The sequence below is a fragment of the Virgibacillus sp. SK37 genome (assembly GCF_000725285.1).
Lineage (GTDB): Bacteria > Bacillota > Bacilli > Bacillales > Amphibacillaceae > Virgibacillus_Q.
In genome coordinates, this window is sequence record NZ_CP007161.1 from 262940 (window position 1) to 280129 (window position 17190).

The 17190-nt window shown below is 33.4% G+C and carries 15 protein-coding genes; 14 read left to right on the top strand and 1 reads right to left on the bottom strand.

Annotation, left to right across the window (positions count from 1 at the left end; all coding sequences use genetic code 11):
- Nucleotides 1-17 precede the first annotated feature (17 nt).
- The 9 genes from X953_RS01435 (at nt 18) to X953_RS01470 (ending at nt 11330) form a co-directional block, all read left to right on the top strand.
- Nucleotides 18-893 (top strand): heteromeric transposase endonuclease subunit TnsA, encoded by an 876-nt coding sequence (locus X953_RS01435; protein ID WP_052350004.1) that lies wholly within the window; start codon nt 18-20, stop codon nt 891-893.
- Nucleotides 862-3003: a Mu transposase C-terminal domain-containing protein gene (locus X953_RS01440; protein ID WP_040954051.1), complete on the top strand. Its 2142-nt coding sequence runs from the start codon at nt 862-864 to the stop codon at nt 3001-3003. Before X953_RS01435 ends, X953_RS01440 begins: the two co-directional genes overlap by 32 nt.
- Nucleotides 2993-4588: an ATP-binding protein gene (locus tag X953_RS01445; protein ID WP_052350005.1), complete on the top strand. Its 1596-nt coding sequence runs from the start codon at nt 2993-2995 to the stop codon at nt 4586-4588. Before X953_RS01440 ends, X953_RS01445 begins: the two co-directional genes overlap by 11 nt.
- Before the next feature lie 3 nt (nt 4589-4591).
- Nucleotides 4592-5293, top strand: a complete 702-nt coding sequence (locus tag X953_RS18970; RefSeq protein ID WP_052350006.1) for a TniQ family protein — start codon at nt 4592-4594, stop codon at nt 5291-5293.
- 15 nt (nt 5294-5308) lie between these two features.
- On the top strand, nt 5309-6433 hold the full coding sequence (locus tag X953_RS18975; protein WP_052350007.1) for a TnsD family Tn7-like transposition protein: 1125 nt from the start codon (nt 5309-5311) through the stop codon (nt 6431-6433).
- Between the two features lie 130 nt (nt 6434-6563).
- Nucleotides 6564-8462, top strand: coding sequence for a P-loop NTPase fold protein (locus tag X953_RS01455; protein ID WP_040954053.1), 1899 nt, complete (start codon nt 6564-6566; stop codon nt 8460-8462).
- Nucleotides 8463-8480: 18 nt separating this feature from the next.
- Nucleotides 8481-9197, top strand: coding sequence for a hypothetical protein (locus tag X953_RS01460; RefSeq protein ID WP_040954054.1), 717 nt, complete (start codon nt 8481-8483; stop codon nt 9195-9197).
- Nucleotides 9194-10606 carry a Qat anti-phage system QueC-like protein QatC gene (qatC, locus tag X953_RS01465; protein WP_040954055.1) on the top strand — a complete coding sequence of 471 codons (1413 nt, stop codon included), beginning with the start codon at nt 9194-9196 and terminating at the stop codon, nt 10604-10606. Before X953_RS01460 ends, qatC begins: the two co-directional genes overlap by 4 nt.
- Entirely contained in the window at nt 10590-11330 is a 741-nt protein-coding gene (locus X953_RS01470; RefSeq protein ID WP_040954056.1) for a TatD family hydrolase, read from the top strand. Before qatC ends, X953_RS01470 begins: the two co-directional genes overlap by 17 nt.
- A gap of 244 nt (nt 11331-11574) precedes the next feature.
- Here X953_RS01470 and X953_RS01480 read toward each other — a convergent pair whose 3' ends face one another.
- On the bottom strand, nt 11575-12789 hold the full coding sequence (locus X953_RS01480; RefSeq protein ID WP_052350008.1) for a hypothetical protein: 1215 nt from the start codon (nt 12787-12789) through the stop codon (nt 11575-11577).
- A 561-nt stretch (nt 12790-13350) separates the two neighbouring features.
- Between X953_RS01480 and X953_RS19675 the strand changes: the two genes are divergently transcribed.
- From X953_RS19675 to X953_RS01505, 5 genes are all read left to right on the top strand, one after another.
- Nucleotides 13351-13518: a hypothetical protein gene (locus tag X953_RS19675; RefSeq protein ID WP_156958427.1), complete on the top strand. Its 168-nt coding sequence runs from the start codon at nt 13351-13353 to the stop codon at nt 13516-13518.
- Between the two features lie 1118 nt (nt 13519-14636).
- Nucleotides 14637-14798 carry a hypothetical protein gene (locus tag X953_RS19975; RefSeq protein WP_198023303.1) on the top strand — a complete coding sequence of 54 codons (162 nt, stop codon included), beginning with the start codon at nt 14637-14639 and terminating at the stop codon, nt 14796-14798.
- A gap of 618 nt (nt 14799-15416) precedes the next feature.
- Nucleotides 15417-15836 carry a hypothetical protein gene (locus X953_RS01495; RefSeq protein ID WP_084715751.1) on the top strand — a complete coding sequence of 140 codons (420 nt, stop codon included), beginning with the start codon at nt 15417-15419 and terminating at the stop codon, nt 15834-15836.
- A 165-nt stretch (nt 15837-16001) separates the two neighbouring features.
- Entirely contained in the window at nt 16002-16481 is a 480-nt protein-coding gene (locus tag X953_RS01500; protein WP_052350009.1) for a VanZ family protein, read from the top strand.
- A 103-nt stretch (nt 16482-16584) separates the two neighbouring features.
- Entirely contained in the window at nt 16585-17010 is a 426-nt protein-coding gene (locus X953_RS01505) for a hypothetical protein (protein WP_040954061.1), read from the top strand.
- Nucleotides 17011-17190: the final 180 nt, after the last annotated feature.

Below are 17190 nucleotides of genomic sequence, written 5' to 3' on the forward strand. Positions count from 1 at the left end.
TGAAAGGAGTTTAAAAGATGCCAGTTGTGAAACAAGAGCAAACCATGGATAAGATATCAAGACTACTGGATAAAGGCTATGGTAAAGGTACATTGAAGGATTACAAGCCCTTTATTGATGTTATACGAGTACCAAGTAAAGGGCGTGTTAGTCGAGTGAAAGGTTGGAAGACGGAACGTGTTCACCATTTTTTCAGTGACATCGAGACTCGTTACTTCTACCTTTTGGAATATGGAGAACTCGAAGGTTATAAAATTGTGGATATTCGTGAACATTGGCCCTTGATTGAGGGATTAGAGGAAGTGATGTCAACCTTAGATAAACAGTTAATGAAACGATTATTTAATCAAAATTCTGGTGAACCAATGGTCTTAACAACTACTTTTCTCGTAACTTTAGAAGATATGAGTGGAGAAGTCAGTCATTATGCAAGATCAATCAAAGATTATCGACAGTTAGAGAACAGCCAAATAATTGAACGCTTTGAAATAATGAAACGCTATTGGGAGAATAGGGGAATCGATTACGGCATTATTACAAATAGGGAAATACCTATTGTTCCCGCAAAAAACATCGAATTTATCCATTCATCTTACCATCTGGATGAATATGGACTTGGAGAAAAAGAGCAGATCATTTACAGGGATTACTTGTTAAAGCTAATTGCTGAGTCCCAAGATAGAACCGCAAAAGAGGTAGTAACCCAATTTGATAACCAACTGAATGCTGAAAATGGGACTGGATTACTTATATATAAGCATTTGTTAGCAAGAAAAGTGCTTAAAGTAAACATGAACAAACCGATTGATTTAGAACAGCTTTGTTCAGAAATAACAATTGTGGATAAAGGAGAGGATAGTGATGCTTTCTATCAACATGTTAATTCAATATGACAACAATCCTGAAAGTATTGAAAGGATAGTCTTTATTGATGACAGATATCAAACTTGTTTTCTTATAAACATATTTGACGCCTCCTTTCCAATAGCAAAGGAGGTTAAAGAAGTTGAGGGGAACTTAGACATTGGTTCTGCTAAGATCATTGAACGTGATCCTTGGGCTTTGTTACTAAATGAAAATGATATTAGTAAAAAGGCAAGATTAGCACAAGAAAAAGCATGGACAGTTGTGAAGCAGTTATTAGAATGTGATGTGGATAAACTATTAAGTCCTAATAGAAGAAATACGGTTATCAACAGAATTGCTGATAACATGGGGATAAATCCAAAAACAGTCGCAAAGTATTTGAAAAGATACTGGAAAAGAGGCATGTATCCCGATGCATTACTCCCTGATTTTAGAAACAAGGGTTGCAAAGGGCAAGAAAGACAAAGTGGGGAAAGAAAAAGAGGAAGGCCAAGAAAAAGTAAACAAGTTGTTGGAGAAGGGATCAATATTGATGAAGAGATTAAAGGTATTTTTAGAATAGCGGCCCAAAAATACTACGAAACTAAGAAAAATGTGAGTGTGAAGTTTGCGTATGAGCAGATGATAAAGGAGTTTTTTAGGGAAGAGTTAGAAGAATCACCTGAAAAGTTACCAACTTACACTCAATTTCTTTATTGGATTAGGAAGGAGCAGAATTTATCGCAAGAAATTATTCGGAGAACAGGGAAACGTAATTTCGATTTATCGTACCGACCTTTATTGGGAAGTGCTACTAATGAGGTTCGTTCTCCTTTAGAAAAGGTACAAATTGATGCAACCGTAGCGGATGTGTATTTGACAAGCGAATTTGGGAATAGAGGTAAGGAAAGTAGAAATTGGATAATCGGGCGACCAATTCTCTACTTTTGTAAATGTGTGTACTCATCAATGATCGTGGGATTCCATGTGGGCCTGGAAGGGCCGAATTTTGAACAGGCAAGACTTGCATTAATGAATACGGTAGAGGATAAGGTTGAATTCTGTAAACGTTTTGATATTGATATTGTTGAATCACAGTGGCCAACTGCACATTTACCAAGTTGCATAGTGGCAGATCGAGCAGAGCTACTTTCTAATGCTTCCAATGTATTAACTGAAAAATTGAATATAAGAATAGAAAACTCTGGGAGTTGGCGTGGCGACCTAAAATCACTTATAGAAAGGCAATTTGGACTTTTCAGTGATGGAGTAGTGAAGCCTATGTTGCCTGGGGCTGTTGATAAGGACTTTGGAAAACGTGGCACAAGAGATCATCGTTTAAGTGGGAAATTAACCCTTTCTGAATTTAAGAAAATAATCATCAATTACATACTATATTTTAATAATCATTATGTATTAGAAAATTATGTTATGGATGAAGAGATGATTAGAGCAGGGGTAGAACCCATTCCTATTAAACTATGGGAGTGGGGAATGCAGAATCGGGCAGGAAGACTAAGAGCGATATCCAAAGAGTTATTGATGTTAAATTTGTTACCAGAAGGAACTGCAACTGTAACCGAGTCTGGTATAAAATTCAAAAATATTTATTATGGTTCAGATTTAGCATTAAAAGAACAATGGTTTGTACAAGCACGTTACAAGAAGAGTTGGAAGATTCCTGTAAAATACGATCCAAGAAATCTTAGCGAGTTGTACATACAGGGTATTCACGATAATGGTTTTGAAAGATGCTATCTATTAAAACATCAATCTCGGTATGAAAATAAAGCAATGGAAGACATAAATTATTTACAAGAGTATGAGAAGATGCAAAAAAACGGATATAAACAAAATGAATTAAAAGCCAAAGTAGATCTTATAGAAGCGGTAGAAAAGATTGTGAAGAATGCTGAGAAGGAGGCAAAAGCGGAAGGAGTAAAGGAAAGCAACAATAAAAGAATAAAAGACATCAAGGAGCATCGTAAAGTGGAGCAAGAAAAACTATATCAGCAAGAAAAGAATTCGTTCCAAAATCGTAAAAAGGAAAGGAAAGAAAAGCAAACAACTGTAATCCCAATGAGTGTCGTGTCTAATGATGATTTACAGTTACTAAAAAGTATGCAGAAGAAGGGGATTGCTAAACGTGAAGAATAATCAATTTACTCATGCTTATTATCAAAAACAATTTGTAAAGGAATACCAGAACAACCCCTTGATCGAGTCACTTCCACCTATATTATCAAAGCAAGAGGTGATAGAAAAATTGAGTTATTATCCTCACTTTGATGAAAGTGAACGTCAATTAGATAGTCAATATCGTTTTCATATTATCCAAAGACTCTTTTCTCTATTTCAAGTTCTTCCCTTTCATATCGATTTGGAATCCAGATTATCCAGGCTTTTAAGGCAGGGTTATGTTGGGAGAAATCCATTTAGTCCAACATATGCTTCATCATTAATTGGGGGACATGAGAATATACAGAATCAAGTAAACCAAAGTTGGTTCAATAACTCTATTCCAAAAGGGCTTACAATAATTGGGCCAAGTGGGACTGGCAAGAGTTCAGCTATAGCAAAGGCGTTTGAACAGCTCCCTCAGATCATTGTTCATTCAGAATTTAAAGGAAGAAGATTTGATCATACTCAATTAGTATGGCTTCGACTGGAATGTAGCCATGACGGCTCCGTAAAAGGTTTGGTCAATCAGCTTTTTATAACGATTGATGGGTTATTGGGAACAAACTACTTTGAAAAGTTTGGTCGTTCTAATAGGTTATCGGTAAATACACTAATGCCTATCGCAACACAAATATTAAATAGTATTTTTGCTGGAATTTTGTGCATTGACGAAGTGCAACATTTGAGTTTGAGAGGGGTTGGTTCTAAGCAAATGCTTAATTTTTTTACAACCCTTAGTAATATGATTGGAATACCTATCGTACTAATCGGAACTCCTTCTGCAATGAATGTTTTGCAAAGAGAGTTTCGACAGGCACGTAGAGGGAGTGGACAAGGGGACTTGATTATGGACAGAATGGCTAACGATGAATATTGGAGGCTGTTCCTGGAATCAATGTGGGAATATCAATGGGTAAGAAATCCAGTGGAACTAACTGATGAATTTGTTGAAATCATGTACGAAGAATCACAGGGGATTATTGACATCTGTTTGAAGCTCTTCTCTTTGTCACAAATAAGAGCCATCTCCTCTGGAAGTGAGTCTCTTTCAGCACCCTTAATTAAGCAGGTAGCAAGGGATCATTTAAAACTCGTTCAACCCATGCTAAAAGCTCTAAAGTCAGGTGATATAAATAAAATTGCTCAGTATGAAGATATTTATTTTCCTTTTCATGAAGCGGTTGAAAGAGAACGGATTGACTTAGAGAAAAACGACTTTATCAAAGCGATAAAAAATAAACAAAAGTCAATTGATGATACAAAACTTAGAGAAGAAGCTCTATTCCGTCTTAATTTACTTGGACTGTCAAAAGAAAAAGGTAAACAAGCAATTAACGAAGTATGCAAAGCAACGACCTTTACTGATTTGCAAGAGTTAGTGAAAAGTGCATATCAATATTCGGTACAAATAACTGTAGAGAATAAAGGTACAAAAGAAACATTGGTAAATCCAGAAAATGATCTGAGAACAATTGTGAAAGAAGGCAAGGAAAAGGGATTATCAGCTTATGCATCCTTAAAAGAGTCTGGATTTATCAGGCGAGTAAAGGAGGTGGGATAAAAGATGTTATTTTTCCCTTCTGCATATCCCGATGAACTTCTTTTCTCATTACTTTCCAGATATTTTGTAAGGAGTGGGAATATTAGTTTTAAAGGAACGCTTGATGATCTTTTTTCTAATCGGAGCTTAACAACTTCGATTTCTTTGCCTTCTGGGATTAGTTCATTGGTAAAAAATATGCCCCCATATTCAACAATGAACGAAGAACAGCTAATTCATCAGCATACTTTATATTTATTTAGTACAGCACTTTTACCTGATGGACAGGCAAAAAGTATATACGAAGCAATGTGTAGTGATGATGGCAAAGGGATTTATGTTCGTTCAGGTTTAAATGCAAGTGGAGTACCACAAAATGAGTTTTTACGTTATTGTAATGAGTGCGTGAAAGAGGATATAGAGGTTTATGGAGAATTGTATTGGCATCGAAGCCATCAGATAAGTGGAATAGATTGTTGCTTAAAGCATTTTACTCCTCTTTATAACAGTAGTATTAAAGTGGTCGACTCAAATAAACATCGATTTGCTATTCCTACATTAGAGAATTGTTCTGCAAAAAAGAATGTTTTTGATGGAGTTGCAGAGAAAACAATATCGGAATACATAGAGCATTGCAAGAAGTTGAAGGAAGGTATTTTACAACTAATGAATCAACCATATGAACATCACCCGTTAAATTGGTTTAACCAAAAATATAGTAATTAGTTAGCGGAACTTAATTTGGCTTATTATACTGGTCGTGTTAAACAAAAAGTATGGAGAGATTATTTCCTTAATATTTACAGTGAAGAAACACTACAACTGTTTCATTCTTCAATAAAAGGTGAACAAGATTGGCTTTCGCTTATTGTTCAAAAGAACCGTAAGTCTTTTCATCCAATAAGACACCTTTTAGTAATGACAGCCTTAGACATTACAGTAGAAGATGTTTTTAACAATGAATTGAATCAGCCATTTGGTCAACCAAACTATCCATGTCAGAATATTGTTTGTGATTACTTTAATGTTTCAATAATTGAAAACGTATCTATTACTTTGTGTGGAGATACCAAGAAACCTATTGGAACGTTTTCATGCCCTATATGTAAATTTAGTTATACAAGAAGAGGGCCTGATAAAAGTGAAGACGATAAATTTCGAAGGACAAGGGTTAAATCTTATGGCTCCTTATGGGAATCAAAGTTACATGAGTTTTCACAGTTAGGTCTTGGATTAAGAGCATTATCTCGGAAAATGGGGGCAGATCCAAATACAATAAAGCGGTATCTAAATGCTGATAAAGAAAGTAGCTTGAACATTGAACAAAAAGTTAATCCTGTAAAGGAAGATCGCCAAATTTGGTTATCCTTGCAATGGAAGCATCCACAAAAGTCTATTAAACAATTAAGGGAAGTGGAAAAAGCTCTTTATATGAGACTTTACAGAAATGATAAGGAATGGTTGAAAGCAAATAGTCCCACGCCACTTAAAAGAACATCAACTACAAGAATTAACTGGAATAAGCGGGATGAAGAGGTATTGAAGAAAGTAACGCAAGTGGTTGAGAACCTACTAAAGCAAGATAGTAAGCCAGTTCGGATTACCTATAGTAAAGTTGGATATCTGATAGGCAAACGTGCATTATTAGAAAAGAAATTAGATAAATTGCCAAGAACAAGATTTTATCTTCAAGATAAAATTGAAACGGTAGAGGAGTTTCAAAAACGTCGTATTCTTTATACGATTAAGCACTTTCAGAAGAATGGAGAAGAATTAATCCCCTGGAAGATACTACGATATTCGGGTATAAAGGATTGTGCCAGATGGCTTGAGTTGATAGATAGTTATACAGAGTTAAAGCATTGACTGTAGGGACATATCTTTAATAGATATGTCTATTTTTGTAGTAATTTTTTGATTAAATAGACAAATTGGTAGAATTAGGTCAAAATATGTATAAATATGGATTGTTTTTGAGGATATGGAGGGATTTTAAATGTGGGCAGATAATGCATCGAAGATTGATATGTTGTCATATGAACCTTATGCAGAATTACTACATGACATTGCATTAAGTGAGAGGGTGAATCCACTGACCATAGGGCTATTTGGTAATTGGGGTAGTGGAAAGTCAACTGTACTAAATTTAATAGAAGATAAGATTACAAGAGAAGGAAATCCCGAATTAGAGTGTGTTTTTGTAAATGCTTGGATGTTTGAAGGTTATGACGATGCAAAGACGGCTTTAATGGAGGTTATTCTAAGAAAATTAGAAGAAAACGAAGATATAAAGAAAAAAGTTGGGGGTTCACTTAAAAAACTCAGAGATAGAGTGGATTGGTTTAGGCTGGGGGGCTATGCAGTTAAAAAGGGTGCTCCTTACCTAATAAGTGCCACTCTTGGAAATCCACTTCCACTTCTAATTGATGGGTTAAAATCATTTGTTCCAAAAGATGAAAAACAGGTTGAGGAAACATTGGCAGGATTGATGAAGGCGAAAGAATTTCTGAAAGAGCAATCTGGTGAAGAAAACGTGGTACAAAATATTAGGCTGTTTCGAGCGGAATTTGAAAAGATGATGAATGATTCCAATTTAGAGAATCTTATCATCATTATTGATGACTTAGATCGGTGTAGTCCTGAACGTATTATTGACACACTGGAAGCAATAAAGTTGTTTTTAGCTGTAAAGAAGACAACCTTTATCATTGCAATAGATGAAGATGTTGTTAGTTATGCTGTGCAAAGAAAGTATCCCAAGATTGACGATGCAACACTTGATATATCAAAAGACTATATTGAAAAAATTGTACAGATGCCAATTAGGATACCAGAGTTATCAGATATTGATGTTAAAAACTACTTATTGCTCTTAGTATGTGAAATGTTCCTGAATGAGGAACACTTAGATAGATTATTGTTGGGATTAAGAGAACGCAAAGTATTTGTCAAAGGTGAAATAATAAATCAAGAGGAAATTAATTCAATCATAGATTTTAATACTAATAACATAGAAGAAATATTTAAGAAAGGATTCAGTAAGCAAGACTTTGAATTACAATTAGATGTCTTTGGAAGCGTAGGAGATATTATATCATCTACATTAAAGGGAAATCCACGTCAGGCTAAGCGTTTCTTAAATTCATTCTATATCAGAAAAAGATTATCAGAAATTCAAAATCTTAATCTTGATCTAAGAATTCTTGCGAAGTTGATGGTTTTGGAGTACACGCATATAGAACTCTTCCGAGAATTATATACGTGGCATGTTAAAAATGAGGGGTATCCAAAGGAATTAGAAGAAATAGAAAAACTTTCAATTGAAGAAGCTGAGGATGAAACTAAAAATGATGTTGTTAAGAAAAAGTATAACAGTTTATGGTTTAAACCAATTGTTCAACAATGGTTAAAGGTAGAACCATTAAAACTTTATGAACAAGACTTGAGACAATATTTTTATTTAGCAAAAGAATCCATCAAAGAAAAAGGGATATCTTTACTGAATTTGACCTCTATCGAAAGAAAATGGGTTAATGACATTACTAATGAGGAATTACAGGAATCATTGAGAAAACAAAAGGTTGAGGAATTTAAAAATGATCAAAGCCTGGATCACACAAAGATTATAAAAGGAATTATTGCAAAATATCAGACCAATAGAGAAGTTTATATAAAAGTCTTGATATTGATATATGAAGAATTTGCTAATTACAGGGATGAACTTGTCAAGGAATTTAAAAAACTAAGGAAAGGGGAATTCAGTCCTGGAACGATATTAGCATTTAACTCCGTAAAAAGGGTGAATGATGACCATTATCAAGAAATTAAAAGTTATTTTATTAAAGAAGAGATAGTAAGTGTAGGGATTTGGGAAAGAGTAGAAAAACCAAACTAATAGAATAGGAGGAGAAGCATGGGGACTTCTAAAGGGTATTTACCACCCACAGGACATTTATGGTCTGACACTAAGAGGGCTGTCTCAAACATGAATAGAAATAATTATAGCGGTAGATCCATTGGTAAGGCTATTTCAAATTTTTCTAAGGCAATGGGAAGTAACGGGTCAAGAAATGAAGGAAATACAGCAATAGGAGCATCTGGTTCTAAGGCATTAAGTTTTGGGAACTTAGTAAGAAGTATTGGCTTAAATAATGCTCTTGATCAGGTAGGATTATCACATCTAATAGGCAAAGGCCCTCAAGCTGTATTTGAAGGCTTAATAGATTATTTTTCAGAGGGTACAAACTCTCTCCAACAATCTATTGCAAACCAAGCAATGCAAGAGTATATGGAAGAGATGATGGGTAGCGTAAGAAATGAAGATGAACTCGAAGAAGCCTTTGCAAACTTAGAAACTGATGTATTTATAATGGATTATTTAACAAAATATGTAGAGGTTTCATTCTTTACAAACTTTGCAGAGAAAATAAACTCCTTATGTAAGGATGTTTCTGAGGCTATAAAAATGCAGGAGAGAATAAAAGAGTTTATAAGACTTGAAGTTTCGGATAATTATAAATCAGATGCCTTAAAGACTATTGATTGGAAGGGTAGAGAAGGAAGACGATTTCTTGAAAATAAGTGTGAAGAGATATGGGGAATCTTTGAGATGTGGAGTGGTTCAGAATGAGTAATATTTGGTTTGTCAAAAATGAACAAACAATGGAAACTGGCGGGGATATGGTATATAACTTAACATCCAAGAATAACAAATCTAATATTAAAACTGATGTAGAGAACTTATGGAGGATGTTCAGTAAAACAAGTTTATCAACGATTGTTGAAGATCTATTGTTAGTTGGAATGGCTGTATTTACAGCAGATAAGAAGATATCAAGAAAGTCGGCAAAGGATGGTTGGAGTAGAGAACTAAATCTCCATATTCCTGTGTTACAAGTCGAGAAATGGAAATTAGTTAAAGAGGATTTGGAAGAAACTCTTTCATTCTTGAGTGGTGACTCATGGAACATTTCATTTTATCATACTGTGGAAAGGTTTAGAGGCGATAAGGTAAATAAAAAATACAATATCAAAGATCCTTCCTTGTTTGATTGTGTTTCATTGTTTTCAGGTGGAGTGGATTCATTTTGTGGTGCTTTAACACTAATGGAGAATAAAAGGGCTCCCTTATTTGTGGGATTTAAAGAGTATCCATTGCTACTAAGAAGACAAACTTCTCTTTTTGAGTCAATTCAAGATCAATACTGTGATCAAAATATGGATTTTATCCAATTTAATGTCTCACCAAGGAGACCGTCAAATGCTGAAACAAATATTGTATTTGGCGAAAGTACAAGTAGAAGTAGATCATTTCTTTTTATTACTGGTGCAATTGCGGTTGCTTCGATAATTGGTACTGGTACACCAGTATATATACCAGAGAATGGTTTTATTGGAATAAATGTTCCTTTGACACAAAGTAGAAGTGGAAGTTGTAGTACAAGGACTACACATCCATATTTTATAAGATTAGTTAATCAGCTACTTAATCAATTAGGAATAGATAATAAAGTAGAAAATTTCTATTCAACAAAATCAAAAGGTGAGATTATCTCTGAACATCGAGATAATGAAGTTTTTAAAGCGATGCATAAAGAAACGTTGTCTTGTTCTCACCCTTGTCAATCAAGATATGACGGTATTAGCCCACCATTGAACTGTGGGTATTGTTATCCTTGCTTAATTAGGAGATCTTCTTTAGTTGTTAATGGTTTTGTTGATGATCATTACAACCCTAAATACTCATTAAATAAGAATTTTATAGAAGGAAACAATAAGATTGATGGTAAAGCAAGTGATTTAAAAGCAGTTTTATATACGATTAGGAGATTTGTAGATCATGAGAAAAACTCTATGTATATTAGAAAACTTCTCAGACAGCAAGGGCCCTTAACAAGTGAAGAGATAGATTCATATGAAAAGGTATATCGAAAATCTTTAAAAGAACTATTACTCCTTATTGAGTATGAAGATAAAAAGAATAACAGCGATTTAAAAGACTATATGGGATTGAAGGAACGCCATGCAGAATTACGTTGATTTTCATGTGCATATAGATTATTACAAAAATTATAAAGAAATTTTCGATTATTATGATAGGGAAAAGATTTATGCTCTATTTGTTACAAACTTTCCAGAGGTTTATAGAAAGGCAAGAAAGACCTTTCCAAGTTCCAAGTATGTGAAAATGGCTTTAGGATACCATCCTGAAATGGTTGAGATAAAGCCTTTTAATCGAAAAGAATTTGATAGGCTTTTTAATGATACAAAATACTTAGGAGAAGTCGGACTTGATTTCTCAAAAGGGTTTAATAAATATCGTGATGAACAAATCAAAGCCTTTCGTTATATTTGTCAAAAAGCGGTTGAAGGTAATAAAATAATGTCTATTCATTCCAGAAGTGCAGAAATGGATGTCTTAAAAATATTAAATGAATATAAAGTAAAATATGCTGTTTTTCACTGGTACACAGGTAGCATTACTTTACTTCATAAAATACTTGATGCTGGCTATTATTTGTCTTTAAACCCTTCAATGTTGAAATCGAAAAAGGGAAAAGAAATTATAAACAATGTACCTTTGGAAAGGCTGTTAATAGAAACTGATGGGCCGTACAGTAGAGTAAAAAAACGTCACATTCTTCCTAACGACATTCCATTGGTATATAGTGACTTTGAACTGTTTTTAGGGATAGAAAATTTGAAGGCTATTGTTTTCAAAAACTTAAATGAATTACTTATCAATCAAATTAATGATGACTGATAGAGAAGTATGCGTTATAATTCCGAACTGAAATTTTTGGAACAATAGGTGGTGCGTTAGCGTTTGTTGGATTAGCGGTTGCTAAAGCAATGGCAAATAGAGATGGAAATAATGAATATGCAAATGATGATGACTATATTGATACTGATTATGAAGGATATAAAAGTTAATGGTAGTGCGTTTAAAAAGGCTAACGGATCAACAAAGTGTCCGTTAGCAATTTTTTTAACAACAAAGTTGACGTTCAATCATACTTAAAAACCTTTTGAAACTCGAAATCAATTAATTTTTCTTTATCCTTAGTTGTTAATATATTATCAGGGTATTCATCGGAATCTTTAATCCAATTTGATTTATTCATAGCCCAATCATATTCATTTGTAGTTTCATCTAATTCAGAGACAATATAGTTTTTTACTAATTGTGAGTAGAAATAGTGGATTGATCTTTTTAGTAATTCCTCTGTAAGTTCGTACTCCGTATCATGTTGCTTCTTTAGAATTGCTTTTTGCCCTTCTTCTTGCCTTTTTTTCTCTTCCTCAATTTCATGTGCTATTGTTTTTTTATCAATTTTTTGAGGGAGTGAAAATATATATATAAATACCTTTCTTAATAAGTCATCAAATGTGTCATTTTTGCTTTGTTTAATAAGTTTTTCATGCTTAGACCATTGATGCCATTCAAGTCGATATCCAATTTCAACATTCAATTTTCCAGTAGCAACATATTTATATGTATTATAGGATGAATACTCTTTATCATCAGGAGATAACATTACTTTGTTTGATGGGAGTCTAAATTTCAGTGAAAAAACATAGTTTTTGTATAAAACCTGGGTTTCATCATATGTGATTTTTATTTTTGAATCTGCCTTTTCAAGTGCCTTGAATAAGCTGTCAATGAAAGGAAGAGTTTCAGGGATAATTACCCCAGATGATGAATTTATTTGTAACTTTTCGGCCCTTTTATAATATAGGGCATTGTCATTTTTCTTTTGACGATATTTAACAATTTCTTTGTGTGGCATTGAAGAAAGGGTTTTATTGACTTTTAAAGAATTATAAATCTTAGTTAATAGGAATTGTTCATTTTTATCGAAGTATGAGAAATATGCAAGTTGTCTTGGTACGTCATTATTCGGAGAAGTAATTTCGTTAGTTGTTGTATCTACTTTTTTTTCACTTCTTACTGATACCTTTTTGGGTGGTTCAATGTTTTTGACCTTTATTTCTTCGATAAATATTTCAGGGTTATTAGTCGGGTTAGGGAGTAAAGGTTGAATAGGTTTGTTCTTACCCATGTATAAACTGCTCCAATATGATGCTGTGGGCAAAGGAATATCATTGGAATTACATGCACTTTTAAGTTTATTATATGGGACATTTAATTCCTTGGATGTTTTTGAAGTTCCAATAGACCAAAGTTTTTCATAAAGACTTTTTCGGGATATAGATACCATAAATAGACCTCCTTAAATTGAATGAATAATTTAATAACCGCTTTTGTCTATTATAAATACTTTTTGAGTAAATACGTAAATTTTAGGGGTGTGACTAATATAATTGAAAGTTTACCTTAGACCATTTCCCTACTATGTCTCAAAATAATAATACCGCTTCTTAAATAATAAAATCGTTCCTTAAATAAAAAGAACGTTCCCAAACCGAAGGTTTCCTGATCCAAATTAGGCAGACCTTCGGTCTTTTTATGTCCGAAAAAGCAAGGGGGAAAAAGGCGAGGAAAGCATGAGAAAAGGCATAAAGAAAAGCATGAGAAAGCAAGAAACAACAGGGATTCGCAACGAAAAAGAAGAAGAAAAAGCATGAGCAAAAGTGGGAAAGAAAGCGGGGAAAACCTCTCCTTAACCCTAAAATCTATTCCACGTTATTATTATGTCGGATTCAGTGAAAAATCGTTACACAAATGATGAAAAAGTGTGAAAAAATCGGGAACGTTATTATTATTTAAGGAAATGTGAAAAAGGGTTAGGAAAGGGCGTGAGCATTAGGGGGAGAAGGGTTTGAGGGGGATTTGGGGAGAAACGGAAGTGGTAGCGTTATTATTAGTTGGGGACACTTGCTCCCAACGTAACTTTGTTCTTTCCTTATGGAACTTAGTTGGTATCAAACGGCAAGGATTTTGTTGTGGCTTTGAAATAAAGTTTGATGAAAACAACTCTATGCGATAATAATATGTTCGTATAGAGTTGCCTTTTACCATAAACCGGTAGAATTGTAAAATAATAAAAGATACTAAAGAAAACCACTTAATGCTTGTCATCTAAGTATCTTCCTGTAACTCTCTCCTTCCCCACGTAACTTTGTTTTTCCCTGCTGTAACTAAGTTGGTATCCGGAGTAGAAAAAAGAGGGCGGAGAGAAGAACGGAAGCACGTAATGTTCCGATGGTTTTTCAATAACAAATCAATCGGTTTTGCCAATACAAAATCAATATAAATTCAGGCTGGATCCAATACGGGTCCAGTTCTTTTTCTTTTCCCGAGACACCCTCAATCCCTTGTCCAATAAGGATTCAGATGGTACCCAATCCCTTTCCAGTTGCCTTTCTCACCATATCAATCCGAAGGATTTTCAATCCCTATTCAGTATGTTTCCTAACTATAAAACCATCCTCAAATCGTTACATCTCCTATCATTTCTTCTGATTCTCTTCTCTCTTTTATGGAAGAACTTAGTTACAATGTCCGAATATTCTATACAATCCAGAAGTGGAAAAAGAGGTAGAAATCGAATGATTTGGGGAAGAACTAAGTTCCATTGCCATAAGGGAGTGAAGAGGGGATGGAGTCAAGAACGGCAAGGGTTTGAGGGGGATTTGGGGGAATACCGAGGGAGTTACAGATACATATAGTAGACGAGAAGAAATAGACATAAGAGGGGTGAGGAAATAGTTAGGATATAAATATTTAGAATATATGGTAAAATGAAGGGGATTAAATAGTTTGTGAATAAATGTACTTACGATAACGGGCAGGTTTGTGGAATAGGAACTATTTATTTTAGGGGGATTTTATGATAGGAATTGCAACAGTAATTGGATTTTATTTATCACCAATTTTAAGTATTGTGTTCTGTGCCAACCTTGTATCTATTTTGAAAAAGGTAAAAAACAATGAGGATACTTATAAAAATACATTTTGGTTAATACTTTCATTTACAATAATTGTATGGAATTTTAGCATACTTTTGTTAATATAGTGCTTCTTCAACAAACGGGTAGCTTATCTTTAATAAGAGGTGAAGCCATTTCTTCAAAGGAAGACGAAAGACAGAGAGGGGAGATTATAATGGGCGGTTTAGCATTTATTTGGTTTTTGTTTGTATATATCGGTTTACCCATTGCGGTAGTTTTATTGTTGACTTGGATTCACAAAATTAAATCAAATAGTGAAACTCAAGTTAAACAGAACCAAGAGATAATACAATTATTAGATGAACTTAATAGGTAGATGCAAGTTTGCTATACAATTATCTGGTACATTTGTGAAAGAGGTGGAATGTCATAATGGTTTGGATTATTTTATTAGCTATTCTAATCGTGAGTTACTATTTTATATTTAAGAGTAAATCAAAAATAACACAAAAGTATTTTTCTCAATTATCCCTAGTCTTTGCGGCGTTGACTATTATTCCAATTTTGAGCGAATCATTTTCCTTTATTTTAAAATTAAGTTTTTTCTTAACCCTTTGTGTTTGGTGTGCTGGGAATAATTCTTGGATGGTTCGGTATTAAAGGTGATTTAAGAATAAGTTTAATTGGACTTAATGTCTTAGCATTAGGTTTCTATCTCATTGTGTTTCTTATGGCAACGGTTGGCTTTCAAGAGCCATAAAATAATTTTAAATAACAGAATGATTTTGTGAAGTAATACACTTAAAGTAAAGGGTGCGTTTGTTGAGGAAGAGTTTGTGCTTTTTTAACCAGCAGATCTGTTAGTACTTTTGGTTCGCCTTGAAACAAGTTATAGAAATTGTAAAGAAATACGAGTATTTATTGTTTGCGGATAAATTAAGTTAAGATGCGAAATCTAATTGTAAAAGTAATAGGAGTGAGCATCTTGAAGAAAGTGATCTTATTCTTTACGATTTTAATAATATTTGCCACAGGTAACTACTTAGTTAATGCTAACCCCCAAGAGCCAAAGGAAATTAAACCTTATGCAGAAGACTGGTATGTTACACCAGAAGATATTATTTGGGATATTATATTTCCAGCAATTGATAAAAGGGTAATAAAAGAGTACGGAGGAAAAGAGAATTCTAGTTTTGGGTGGGGGAAAGAGAGGATTGTTAATATAGTTTATAACAACAACCATTCTTATGATATTTCTATAAGGGTTCAAGTTCCTGACAACAACAATAATCCATTTGAATATGCAGAAGACTTGGTTAAGGTAAGGGTATCCCCGTCTTGTGATAGTCCTAAAATTAGTTGCAGTCACGGGTTTAATGTAGAAGTGTTAGAATACAAACATTTAGAACAATAACAAAATAGATAAGATGTTGCCTTTAATTGGTAGCATCTTTTTTAGAAATTACGTTGTTCAACTAAATGGTGCTTTAGCTTAACGGGGTTGTCGATACGGTAATTCCTATTTGATAATAATTAACATTATTTGGACATATCCTCTTTTATTAAGGGGGTGTGATTATTGAAGGTATTAGTTGTTAATTTAAAATTAAAAAGGGTTGTTATCTTCCCGTTTTTGGTTTATATTTCTGTTGTGTTATTTGTGAACTTTGTAAGTGATGATACTATTCTTATCGGAGACAGATTTATAGGAAACACGTATAAAGGAATATCACATAATTACATACCTTTAACTAGTATAGGAACATATCTATTTAATTTCCAAAGTTATAATTTTGATACTTGGTTTTATAACACTTTTGGTAATGTTTTATTATTTATCCCAATGGGCATTTTACTTCCAATCCTATTTGCTAAGCAAATAAGGTTATTATCAACAGTAGTTATTATAATGTTATTTAGTTTCACTATTGAAACAATGCAATTTATTACTCAACTAGGTGTATTTAATGTAGACGATATTATATTAAATACAATTGGTGGATTTCTAGGTTATATGATTTTAGTTTTATCTAAAAACATGAGAAGGTTATACCACTAACTGGTGCGATTGCTAAATATGCAGCAATCGTTATTTTTTTATGGAGGTAGAATAGCTGTATAGTAGAATATTATTTAGAAAAGCTAATGTTGAGGTGAATTATATGAAAAAGTTTAGTTTAATCAGCATTTGCTTGTTATTATTTTTAAGTCTTAAACCAAATGAAATCCCTGCCGAAAACGAGGATCAGTTTTTAGAGTCTTATGCTACTGCAGAAGATATTATTCTAAACATAATTAAGCCAGATGTTGAGCAAATATTGAGGGAAAAATATGGAGAAAATTTTATTCGCTGGAATTATAGAGATAAGGAGATTGTTGATTTAAAGCTAGTGCACGAACAACTTGACCCTAGGTGGTTTGAGATTACTGTATCAGTAATATATAAATTCAAGAATAATGAAGATAAGATAACTGATGGTCAAGCCCATATCAAATTAAAAGTGTTACCTCCAGCTTTTTCTCGTAATAAGGAAACAACTGAAATTGAATCTATTGATATGTTCAACATAGCTGAAAGAGTTGACTAAACTTAATAATTTTTGTTTCTGTTCTTCAACAAACTGGTGCAAGAGTTAAACAAGGTGATCATTAAATTTGATTTCCTTTTTCTTCTGGAAAAGTCAATAAAATGCATAGAATATTATGTTACCATTGAGTATAGAGATATTGAGCTAAAAGGGTAGAATACCTCAATAAGAATACATTGA